Genomic DNA, 11,817 nt, shown 5'->3' with positions numbered 1-11,817 from the left:
AAGCTCCTTAAAAGAGGGTATTATTAGAGCAAAGAATATTCTTCAAACCTCAACCGCCAGCCAGTAGTCATTACACAACCCAAAAATGAACAACCCTATCGATTTCAGTAGTATTTCCAATCAACTTCCCACTAATAGCCTGTCTAGAGGGAAAAATTACTTCCGGAATGGTTTTGTCGAAAGATTCAATATTTCTCAGGATGGTAAAACGATCACCGGGAAAGTGAAAGGCTCCTACTCTAGTCACTACCATCAGTATATATCGCTAACTGAAAATCCAATTTCGGGAACCTTTGAAATTGATGGAGAATGCTCCTGTCCAGTAGGGTACAACTGTAAACATGTAGCTGCAGTGCTAATAGCGGTAATTGCTGAGCATAAACGTCCATTAGGGGAACCATCAGTCAGTCGTACTTGGGACAACTGGCAACAAGGTGTAAAAGAAAAATATCGTGACTCCGAGCAGGACACATCATCTAATCGCGACCTGCTATACACCTTGGACTGGAGTGATCAATATACCCCAGCTCATGCCCGAATTAGCGTATATTCAGCTCGACGCCTCAAGAAAGGCGGCTATGGAGCGCCTCAGCGCGAATACTTCCATATCAACAGTAGCCTCGCCACTTCAAAAGTCGACCAAAAAATATTCGGCCTCCAACAACTGCTTTCCCAGTCCTCGTTCAAAAAGAGCATTTCAGGAGAAGAAGGAGCAATGCTGTTGAGAAACCTACTCGCTAGTCAACGTTTCTTCAGCGATATCGATTCCCTAACCCCGATTCATTGGGGAGAGGCAGTTAAATTGGAACTAAGTTGGAAGGAAAGTAAGAGTAGTGCACAGTTGCAATTAGATGTACCTGACCTCCCCGATGATTGGAAGCTCATACCTACCGAACCACCTTGCTATTATTCACCACAGGAAGACATCATTGGTCCCATCATCAGCCCGGTGGATGGGGAAGCGCTCAATGACTTTACAACCATGCCCGCCATTTCTAAAGATGAAATAGGCAATGCTATTACTTTCCTCAATAAACAATATGGCAGTGAACAATTACCCACGCCAAAGTCGGTGCCCATCATACCTGTAGATGATTTGTTACGGCCGGTATTAACCCTTAACTCAATTTCTATTCGAGAAGGGGCTGAAAGTCTCCATACAGCAAGTTTTCTTATTAAATATGGTCCGGTAGTAATCCGCGCGGAAGAAATTCTTACAGAGAATCGTCCTGAGACTAATATCTACCCCCAAAAAGATAAACTATATAAAGTAGAGCGAGACTTCAAACATGAAGCCGCCGTACTGAAGGATCTCTTGCAGTGGCAATTTAGCTTGGGGGCGGACGAAACTGGTGAACCCGTTTTATTCTTCTCCGATAGTGGGCCAGGCCAAACTCCTATTGAGCGCTGGCATGAATTCCTCAATGAGGGTATCCCAAGACTTGAGGAATCTGGCTGGATAGTCGAATTCGAGGATAACTTTTCTTTAAAAGTACACGAGATTGAAGATTGGGAATGGCAAACAGAGCAATCTTCCAACGACTGGTTTTCCCTTAGTGCAACTGTAGATATTGAAGGGCAGTCTATTCATTTAGCACCATTATTATTGCAATATTTGGAATCGGGGTATGTGGCTACAGACGAAGAAGACATATTGGTTCCCCTCGGCTCAGACCAGTATATCCGTCTACCCAGTGCACTATTTCACAACTTATTCGCAGTTTTAGAGGAGTGGTATGACAGCGAGTCCCAAAGCCTCAAAGTGCCCAGGTTTGCTGTTCCGGAACTGCCTAATGCAACTTCAGCCTGGCAGGGCAATAAAGACTTAAAATCGCTGGCTAAAAACCTGCAAAAAGGCCCGCAAAGCGTAAAACCACCCAGGGCCCTAAAGGCACAATTACGCCCCTATCAACAAACGGGTTTTGAGTGGCTGCAATACCTGCGTAAACTCAATATGAATGGCATCCTGGCCGATGACATGGGCCTGGGAAAAACTTTGCAGGGACTGGCCCATATCCTCAAAGAGAAAGAGAGCCGGCGCCTGGCCAAGCCTGCCCTGGTGGTTGTACCCACCAGCTTGGTAGGTAACTGGCTTAACGAGGCCCATCGCTTTGCCCCAACCTTAAAGCCACTACTACTTCACGGCAGTAACCGGCATGAGGATTTCCCCCTAATTCCCGAATCAGATCTGGTTATAACCACCTACCCCCTTATTGTGCGGGATAGCGAAATATTAAAAGAACATGACTTTCATTTATTGATCCTTGATGAAGCTCAGGTTATAAAAAACCCCAAATCGAAAGCGGCACAATTACTCCGTACCCTAAGTGCAAAGCACAAAATGTGCATGACAGGTACACCACTTGAAAACCACTTGGGCGAGTTGTGGGCACTGTTTGACTACCTGATGCCCGGTTTTCTACACAGCCAGAAAAGGTTCAATAGCCTTTATCGGAACCCCATTGAGAAGCAGACTAATGAGTACAAGCAGGAAGTTCTGAACCAGAGGATCTCACCATTTATTTTACGCCGCACTAAACAGGAAGTAGCCACAGAACTTCCCCCAAAAACAGAAATTATCCAACGGGTGACTTTCGATACCGCCCAAGCCGCGCTTTACGAGACAGTGCGTTCAGTGATGGAGAAGCGGGTTAGGGACCTGATGAAGAAGAAAGGTCTAAATCGCTCTCATATTGAAATCTTGGATGCCCTATTAAAGCTGCGACAAATCTGCTGCGACCCCGCACTGGTCAAACTGGACAAGGCAAAAAAGGTTAAACAATCGGCCAAGCTGGAAGCGCTGATGGATATGCTCCCGGAGATGGTGGAGGAAGGCCGCAAGATACTTTTATTCTCCCAATTTACCGAAATGCTGGGCAAGATTGAAACCGCCCTTGAAGAACAGGCAATACCCTATGTAAAACTGACCGGGCGCACGCGCAAACGTCAGGAAGCGATTGACGCTTTCCAGAATGGCGATGTTCCTGTATTCCTGATTAGCCTAAAAGCCGGCGGTGTAGGCCTAAACCTTACCGCTGCCGATACGGTCATTCACTACGATCCCTGGTGGAACCCTGCAGTAGAAAACCAGGCTACCGACCGCGCATACCGAATCGGCCAAGACAAGCCAGTCTTTGTATATAAATTTATCTGTGAGAATACCGTAGAAGAAAAAATAGTCGATATGCAGGCGCACAAGCAAGCCCTGGCTGATGCGATTTACAGTAAAGATGGGAAAGATATAACTATGGATTCAGAGCAATGGTTATCATTGTTTGAGGGCTGATTTACGCGATAAAAAAATGAGTGGCAAGGTATGTCGTAGATAGAACCCCATCAGTCATATAATTTCGGTTTTATTGTCGGCTTCCATAAGCTTATTTATAACCAGCCCTCACAATAGGGTAGCCTACAGCAGCTTTGAAAAAAATATTCAAGCGGAATTAGGGCAACCTAATTCCGCTATGCCTACTAATTTACAGTAAATTCGCTAGCTTACAAGTTTGGCTAAACCAGCTTCTTTTGTGCTTTCTTTACTCTTCTCGTAGTCCAAAAAATCCGTCACAGACTCTACTACCGAGGTATCCCAGACTATTTTCCGGTGTCCCACACCACTAATTTTGATCATCTCCGCTGCTGGCCAGGTTTTGTGAATTCTCTCTCCGTGAAAGATCGGCACTTCATCATCTTCAGTATCGTAAATCATCAGAAGCGGAGTCTCTTCCGGGGTATACATTTTACACTGTAACAATTCCTGCCAAGAGTATCCTATCTGGTCGGCAATCTTGTCTTGGCATATCTCTGTAGTTTCAGAGCTTACCTTCAACAAATTTGTCATAATTTCAAGAATCGGCAGAGGTGCACTCGGTGAGCCGAGTACAGCATAACATTGAGCTTTAAGCCCAAATTCCCGTGCTCTCATTGTCATCATTCCACCCATCGAGTGGCCGACGACGGCAAATATTTCCGAAAACTGACTGGCCAGAGAATAAATATCTTTCGCCATAATATCGAAATTACAAACCTTTCCCCCGGAGTGACCATGAGCAGTAGCATCTATGGCCACCGCTTGGAAGCCTTGCTCGGCAATTGCCATCGCCATAGTGGCCATTTTTGCGGCTTTGGCCTCCCAGCCGTGGCAAAGAATCACTACCGGGCCCTCACCCCAGGACCAGGCCGTATTTTCTGTACCTAAAGCACCCCGGTAGGTAATCTTCCTGGCTTGGGCTAACTGCGCTTTCTCGCGTTCCGAATCTGGATAGCGCCTGGGCCGGGAGGCTATATACATCGCTATATTTGCTGATAATTTGGGGGATAGTCGCCCTGTGAGTTGCATTATTCCCTGTATTATCTTAAGCATATTATTAAATCTCTGATATCCCGTTTTATATGATCATTGATGGTGTTTAATACGCAATAGGAAAATTACACTGATCAATGGTCTCTGATGAGATTTCAACCTAAAAACATTCAATAATACAGGGCAATTTCATCCAACAGATTAACCGATTCGATGATTACTCTTCTTCTGAAATATTTTCCTAACGAAATAGGAAGTTTTTCCCAGAATAGATCTTTAGAGTTATATCAATAAAATACTGCGCCACCGCTTTTGTTATCTACATGCCCAGTCCCCCAAGACATCTACACTAATAATCTGGCAGTAGATTAGGGTTCTCCTACCCCTATCAGTTCTCCTACTTATATTCCATCGAATCTCTGGAAAGTTGGACATGAAAGGAATCAATCTGACAATAGTTTTTTGCATGGCACTATTGCTCAACGGCCATTCCGTGGCGGACTATCAAAAGGGAGATTTTATCGTTCGCGTTGGCGCTGCTGCGGTCGATCCAAACGACGACTCTGGCAGACTCCGCCTAAATGGCACCCCCTTGGACTACACCCGGGTCTACGTGGATACAGGCTACTCCGCTAGCATCACTGGTACCTGGTTATTTGCAGACCATTGGGGGCTGGAATTACTGGCAGCTGTACCTTTCCGACACGATCTTGATGTTCGCGGTTTACCGGACCCGGATACCGGTGATCCACTGGGGCGGGTATCCCTGGGTGACATCAAGCACCTTCCACCAACCCTCAGCTTACAGTGGTATCCGGTATGCACCGAGTCCTGGGTACAGCCTTATATTGGTGTGGGAATTAACTACACCCATTTCTTCGATGAAGATATCAGCCGCACGGCACAAAACTACTTCGATACAGCCCTGGGTGCAGACTCAAGAGCATCCCTGAACCTGAGCAATTCCTGGGGCCTGGCAGGGGAAGTGGGCATAGATATTGCCTTTGGACGAGAGGGCAACTGGCTGTTTAATGCGGCCATCTGGTACTTGAGCATCGATACCAAGGCCAAAATTCGCTTCCGTACAGAAGATAACGACTACGACCGCATCAATGTCGATGTGGATATCGACCCTTGGGTTTACTCAGTGGGCATCGGTTACCATTTCTGAACTAAGGCCCTATTGCACCTAATGATAAGATAGGCTCAACAACCATTCTATTTTTTCGAATGTTTTGGTCGAATTTAACCAATTTTCATTCTATCGATCCTCTGTAAACTGCCTCTTACTCACAGCAGCGACTACTGAGTAGCGCAAAATTCACAGTTTTAGGAGCGATACCATGAGCACATCCACTTTATCCACAAGCGCCAATATCGACGGCAGCTCCCTGTTTTCCGCAAGTGCTGACTTGGCTGGCCGTATCAGCTTGGCGGCGATCTTCCTGTTGGCGGGAATGAACAAGATCCAAAATTATGAGGGCAGTGCTCAGTACCTAGCCTATGGCGGTCTGCCAGAATTTCTGCTGCCGCTTGTTATTCTATTTGAAATAGGTGGTGCGCTCGCACTAGTCGCCGGCTTCCAGGTTCGCCTGACCGCCTTGGCGTTTGCTGGCTTTAGCTTAGTTACTGCTGCCTTGTTCCATAACAATCTGGGCAATCAGATGCAGTTTTTGATGTTCTTCAAAAACCTGGCGATTGCCGGCGGCTTTTTGGTAGTGGCAGCCCATGGCGCCGGGCGTTTCAGCTTGGATCACCGCAAAAGCACCAAGCAATAAATTCCTCTGGACCAGAAAATACCGATTGTGGAGTAAAAAATGGGACTGTTAGTCAATGGCCAGTGGCACGACCAGTGGTACGACACCGAGAATTCCGGTGGGAGCTTTAAGCGCGAAGCGGCGCAACTGCGCAATTGGGTGACTGCTGATGGCAGTGCAGGTCCCAGTGGTGACAGCGGCTTTAAGGCGGAGTCCGGCCGCTATCACCTGTATGTTTCACTGGCCTGCCCTTGGGCCCATCGCACCCTTATTTTCCGCAAGCTGAAGAAACTGGAAGAGCATATCGATGTTTCGGTAGTAAGCCCCGATATGCTCGATCAGGGATGGAGCTTTAACGTCGACGAAGGTAGCAGCGGGGACACTCTGTTTAGCTATCAGTTTATGCACCAAGTATACACTCGTAACAAGTCTGACTACTCGGGCCGGGTGACGGTACCAGTACTCTGGGATAAACAAAAAAACTGTATCGTTAGCAATGAGTCCTCTGAAATTATCCGCATGTTCAACAGCGCGTTTAATACCATTACCGGCGATACACAGGACTTTTTCCCCGAAGAGAAGCAGCAGGATATAGATACCATTAATCAACTGGTCTATGAGAATATAAACAACGGAGTTTATCGCTGCGGCTTTGCCACAACCCAGGAAGCCTACGAGAATGCTTACTATAATTTATTCTCTGCTTTAGACCAGGTTGAGAAAATTTTAGGGGAACAGCGCTATCTGGTCGGAACAGAAATTACCGAGGCAGATTGGCGACTGTTCACTACCCTTATTCGCTTTGATGCTGTCTATCATGGACACTTCAAGTGCAACCGCCAGAGACTGGAGGACTTTCCTAATCTGCGTAACTATGTACGCGAGCTATACCAGTGGCCGAAAGTTGCTGAAACAGTAAATTTCCACCATATTAAACGTCATTACTACTTTAGCCATACATCGATCAACCCAACCCAGGTTGTACCTGTAGGGCCGGAAATCGATTACAACAGCTCTCACAACCGCAGCTAAAAACCCTTGCCTATCCAGCCTGGGCCAGTCAGGATATTCAGGGCTGCCCCAGGCTCCTTAAACCTTGGAACAGCCCTTCGCAGCCTTCAAAGAGTACCCAGATGCAAAAAACCACTCTGGAACAGTGGCGAATGTTTAAAGCTGTCGCAGATGCCGGCGGCTTTAATCAGGCCTCTTCCCACGTTCACAAAAGCCAGTCCAGTATTCACAATGCAGTTAGCAATCTGGAAGCTGCTCTCGGCGTGAAATTGTTTGAAGTCTCGGGTAGAAAAGTAGTAATTACTGAAGCCGGTAATTTAATGCTACGCCGGGGCCAATACCTGCTGGATGAAGTCTCACGTATTGAGGATATTGCCGGCTCCCTTAACCGGGGAGTGGAATCCGAGCTGCGCATTGCCGTAGATGGCGCCTTTCCCCAAAGTGTCGTTTTTCAGGCTCTGGAGAGAGTTTCCGCAATTTATCCACAAGTGAATATTGATATCGTTGATACCGTACTATCCGGCACTAATGAGTTGATTCAGGAGGGGCTGGTAGATCTGGGACTTTCCGCCTTCCGCATGAAGAATGCCCTCAACGATGAGATTTGTCGTATCGAATTTGTGGCTGTAGCCCATAAGAACCATCCACTACATCAGCTGGGATACGAGCTGAGCTATGAAGACTTGAAGTCCTATCGCCAGATTATTGTGCGGGACTCCGCACTGCAGACCAATAGGGATTCCGGCTGGCTGGGGGCAGAGCAACGCTGGAAAGTGGGCAGTTTACGGGCATCCGTGGATTTAATTGTACAGGGGCTGGGGTTCGCCTGGCTGCCTTTGCCAATGGTCTCAACACTACTCGAGAATGGCACTTTAAATCGACTCCCCTTGAAAAATGGCGGAGTGCGCTCCAGCAGTTTTTACCTGAACTTTAAAGACCAGGATAAATTAGGCCCCGTGGCGAGGGAGTTTATTGGCGAGCTTCGATTACTTACTTTAGATATGCCCACCTCTGAGGAAGGCTGAGTATTCTATTGATACGAATAATAAGCTTCTTTTTATCCAATATTTCTTTATATCGCAGAAGACTATCATAGCCCTAACATTCTACTTACTGCACTAATAGGGGCTTGCTATGTATTACTTCAGACCATCACATGAACGCGGTCAAGCCCGCTTTGGCTGGCTGGACAGCAAACATACCTTTTCATTCGGACACTATTACGACCCAAAACACATGGGTTTTTCTGCACTGCGCGTTATCAACGATGACACAGTAAAAGCAGGAGCCGGGTTTGACGCCCATGGACATCGGGATATGGAAATTATTTCCTATATTTTGGAAGGTGCTATCGAGCATCGGGATAGTGAGGGTAATCACTTTGTCGTTCCCGCTGGCGAAATTCAAAGAATGAGTGCGGGTAAAGGTATTACTCATTCAGAATATAACCACTCAAAGACTAAAAACCTTAAATTCCTACAAATCTGGATTCAACCTAACCGGAAAAATATTCAGCCCAGCTATGAACAAAGGGCAATCACTCAAACTGGAGCATTAACTCCATTTGTAACGCCCAATGGACGCGATAATTCACTAACTATTCATCAGAATGCCAGCTTATTTCGTCTCCAATTACGCGCTGGTGAACGTTTAAAATTGGATACTCTAAAGCGACCAGGGTATCTGCATATCATCACTGGTAATGCCGAACTCAATGGCAGCCACCGGCTAGTGGCGGGAGATGGCTTGGGAGTTTATCGGGAAAAAATAGAATTAACCGCTTCAGAAAATGATCTTATCGCACTGTGGTTCGACTTGCCTCGATAATAGGTGATCTATCAACAGACTAATTCTTTTTGGGCTGTAAACCTGCTCTAAGATACCGCTTCTCGTAATAGGCATTAAACTCTATCTAACCGGCATGTTCATATTCACAAGCACAAGACTACTCACCCTAAAAGCGACAATCTCTGGTTTACACCTAAACTACTAACTTGGCAGTGAATAACTGCTGTATATAGGCATCGAGTCACCAGGGATAAAATAATGGAATCAGAAGGCGACATGGAAAGTCGCAATGGCGATAAAAAAACGCCAGGAAGATGGATCTCCCTGCTTTCTCCGATCCCTCCGGCCATTATCGCCTTGTCACTGCTTTTTCATCTGCCCGATATTTCCGCTGGTAGAGAGTTTTCTTTTGGCATTAGCTGGGTTCCAGAACTTGGCGTATCCCTACGCTTCTATATTGATGGCCTCAGCTTTTTATTTGCCTTATTAATCAGCGGTATCGGATTTTTTATCACCATTTACGCCGCTGCGTATTTACGCGGCAATCCACTATTGCGGCGTTTCTTCCTCTATCTCTATCTCTTTATGGTCGGAATGCTGGGGTTGGTATTGGCATCCGATCTCATTACTTTATTTGTGTTTTGGGAAGTGACGACGGTCGCAAGTTACCTCCTGATTGGCTTTAACCACTCCAGTGCTGTTGCACGACGCTCAGCTTTACAGGCTTTACTAGTGACCGCCTTAGGGGGGCTTTGCTTACTAACTGCTTTCCTATTAATGGGAGAGATTGTCGATAGCTATGATCTTGAAGAATTGTTAATTAAAGGGGAACAGATTAAATCCAGTTCACTGTATCTTCCTATCTTGATACTGGTACTTATCGGAGCATTCTCAAAGTCGGCACAGCTGCCCTTCCATTTTTGGTTGCCCAATGCCATGGCGGCGCCAACACCGGTGAGCGCATATCTACATTCCGCCACTATGGTCAAAGCCGGTATTTACCTTCTTGCGCGCCTACATCCGGTACTGGCTCACACTGAATACTGGGAGTGGATTTTAACCTGCACCGGTATTGCCACTGCCGCAGTAGCGGCATTGGCCGCCCTGCGTCAAACAGACCTGAAACTGGCCCTCGCTTATACCACCGTGATCGCTCTGGGCACTATCACCATGTTTCTGGGTTCTGATGCTTCAGCTGCCGTCGCCGCTGCAATTACTTTCTTGCTGGTTCACTCTTTTTATAAAGCCGCACTGTTTATGGTGGTGGGCATTATCGATCGGCAAACAGGTACCCGGGATTTAACCAGGCTGCACGGTCTGGCGAAATTATTGCCCTTTGCTTTTATAGCTGCACTGGCTTCAGCCCTATCCATGGCAGGATTCCCGCCGTTCCTTGGATTTATTGGTAAAGAGCTTAAATATGAAGGTGCACTGGCGGTAGCTTCAGAGCCCGCACTGGTGGGCACAGCAGCAATTTTTGCCAATGCGGTAACGGTGACAGTAGCCGGCATGGTGGCCATCAAACCCTTCTTTGGCCCTCCCCCCAAAGATGCCAGTCGTATTCGCTGGGCACCTCCTGGTTTGTGGATAAGCCCACTGGTTTTAAGCGCCTTCGGCCTCACATTTGGTTTGGCCCCGGACTTAGTCGGTGGCGGACTGGTGGAACCGGCACTGACAGCGATACTTGGCCTTCCGGAAACCATCGACCTGAAACTCTGGCACGGTATTAACATTCCGCTCCTGATGAGCATTCTTACTTTTGTGCTCGGGGTGATTATGTATGTCAATTTAAAACGTATGCGTGCCTGGCTAAACTGGGACTTTACCCATGCGCCAACTAGCGCCGATCTACTGTGGGATAAATCCTTAGAACTATTAAAAGCTTTTGCCGCACTGCAAACACGCATATTGCAAAATGGAATTATGCGTCGTTATCTCACAGTCATTTTTGTTACGCTCTCGATGGCCCTTTTTTATGCCTTTGTTCATACCGGCCACTTCTCACTGGAATACACTGCGCCACGACTTAATTTAAAAGAGTGGGCAGCCATACTGCTGACGGTAGGAGGTACATTTACTGCGGGTTTTGCGCGTAAACCTCTGACTGCCATTTGCGCTCTCGGCGCTCTCGGTGTGGGTATCGCTCTAATTTACCTCTTCTTTGGTGCACCGGATGTGGCCATTACACAGATTCTGGTGGAAACACTCTATTTAGTATTAATTGCTGCGATTCTTCCGCGTCTGCCCGTATTTACTCCCGGCAAGAAGGAAGGCTTTCGTCCAAGGGATGCACTGCTCGGTGCCACAGTTGGCCTTTTATTTACTATTAGCATTCTGGTGGTTCTGCAAACCCCATTCGAGAGCCCAGTGAGTGAATTTTACAAGGAAGCTGCTGTACCCGAGGCTCATGGGCGCAATATCGTCAATGTCATTCTGGTGGATTTCCGGGCCCTGGATACTTTCGGGGAGATTATTGTGGTGTTTACCGCAGCTGTCGCTGCGGTGACCTTACTCGGTCATCATTTAAGACGGGGCAAGCAGTGAATTCTATTATCCTACAGACAGCGACCCGTGTGTTGGTAGCGCTGATCTTGGTCTTCTCCATTTATATGCTGTTGCGTGGACACAATTATCCCGGAGGCGGATTTATTGCTGGATTAATTGCCGCTTCTGCTTTTGCCCTGTTTGCCATGGCTTGGGGGATGGAGGCGGCACAAAGTGCTCTGCGCATACCTCCAGGGACCCTCGCCGCCTGGGGAGTTGTCATCGCCGGATTATCTGGATTGATGGCTCTATTTTGGGGAGACGGTCCCTTTTCCGGACAGTGGTTTGCCATAGTAGGCAGCAAGGAAGATGGCGGAATCATTATCAGCAATCTTTTGTTTTTTGATATTGGGGTTTACCTGACGGTACTCGGAGCCGTTCTCACACTCATTTTTGCCTTGGAAGAGGCCAGTTGAT

At 47.2% G+C, this 11,817-nt stretch carries 9 protein-coding genes; 8 read left to right on the top strand and 1 reads right to left on the bottom strand.

What is annotated here, in order from left to right; genetic code table 11:
• Positions 1-85 precede the first annotated feature (85 nt).
• The gene (locus ACJJIZ_RS06055) at positions 86-3,286 is read left to right on the top strand and encodes a DEAD/DEAH box helicase (protein ID WP_444915535.1); all 3,201 of its coding nucleotides are present in this window, start codon (positions 86-88) and stop codon (positions 3,284-3,286) included.
• Between the two features lie 204 nt (positions 3,287-3,490).
• On the opposite strand, the gene ACJJIZ_RS06050 is transcribed toward ACJJIZ_RS06055, so the two are convergent.
• Entirely contained in the window at positions 3,491-4,360 is an 870-nt protein-coding gene (locus tag ACJJIZ_RS06050) for an alpha/beta fold hydrolase (RefSeq protein WP_444915534.1), read from the bottom strand.
• 373 nt (positions 4,361-4,733) lie between these two features.
• Here ACJJIZ_RS06050 and ACJJIZ_RS06045 point away from each other — a divergent pair, with 373 nt between their 5' ends.
• The 7 genes from ACJJIZ_RS06045 to ACJJIZ_RS06015 all read left to right on the top strand — a co-directional run bounded on the left by ACJJIZ_RS06045 (position 4,734) and on the right by ACJJIZ_RS06015 (position 11,816).
• The gene (locus ACJJIZ_RS06045) at positions 4,734-5,471 is read left to right on the top strand and encodes an OmpW/AlkL family protein (protein WP_444915533.1); all 738 of its coding nucleotides are present in this window, start codon (positions 4,734-4,736) and stop codon (positions 5,469-5,471) included.
• Positions 5,472-5,643: 172 nt separating this feature from the next.
• On the top strand, positions 5,644-6,078 hold the full coding sequence (locus ACJJIZ_RS06040) for a DoxX family protein (protein ID WP_444915532.1): 435 nt from the start codon (positions 5,644-5,646) through the stop codon (positions 6,076-6,078).
• 39 nt (positions 6,079-6,117) lie between these two features.
• Positions 6,118-7,089, top strand: coding sequence for a glutathione S-transferase family protein (locus ACJJIZ_RS06035; protein WP_444896103.1), 972 nt, complete (start codon positions 6,118-6,120; stop codon positions 7,087-7,089).
• Between the two features lie 101 nt (positions 7,090-7,190).
• Positions 7,191-8,093 carry a LysR family transcriptional regulator gene (locus ACJJIZ_RS06030; protein WP_444915531.1) on the top strand — a complete coding sequence of 301 codons (903 nt, stop codon included), beginning with the start codon at positions 7,191-7,193 and terminating at the stop codon, positions 8,091-8,093.
• A 109-nt stretch (positions 8,094-8,202) separates the two neighbouring features.
• On the top strand, positions 8,203-8,895 hold the full coding sequence (locus tag ACJJIZ_RS06025) for a pirin family protein (RefSeq protein ID WP_444915530.1): 693 nt from the start codon (positions 8,203-8,205) through the stop codon (positions 8,893-8,895).
• Between the two features lie 219 nt (positions 8,896-9,114).
• Positions 9,115-11,400: a hydrogen gas-evolving membrane-bound hydrogenase subunit E gene (gene mbhE / locus ACJJIZ_RS06020; RefSeq protein ID WP_444915529.1), complete on the top strand. Its 2,286-nt coding sequence runs from the start codon at positions 9,115-9,117 to the stop codon at positions 11,398-11,400.
• Complete coding sequence (locus ACJJIZ_RS06015; protein WP_444915528.1) at positions 11,397-11,816, top strand: Na+/H+ antiporter subunit B; 420 nt, start codon at positions 11,397-11,399, stop codon at positions 11,814-11,816. Before mbhE ends, ACJJIZ_RS06015 begins: the two co-directional genes overlap by 4 nt.
• Position 11,817: the final 1 nt, after the last annotated feature.

This window comes from Microbulbifer maximicatervae (SeqCode), assembly GCF_052467225.1.
Note: the sequence above shows the minus strand (reverse complement) of the source record. Positions and strands in the feature narration are given on the sequence as shown.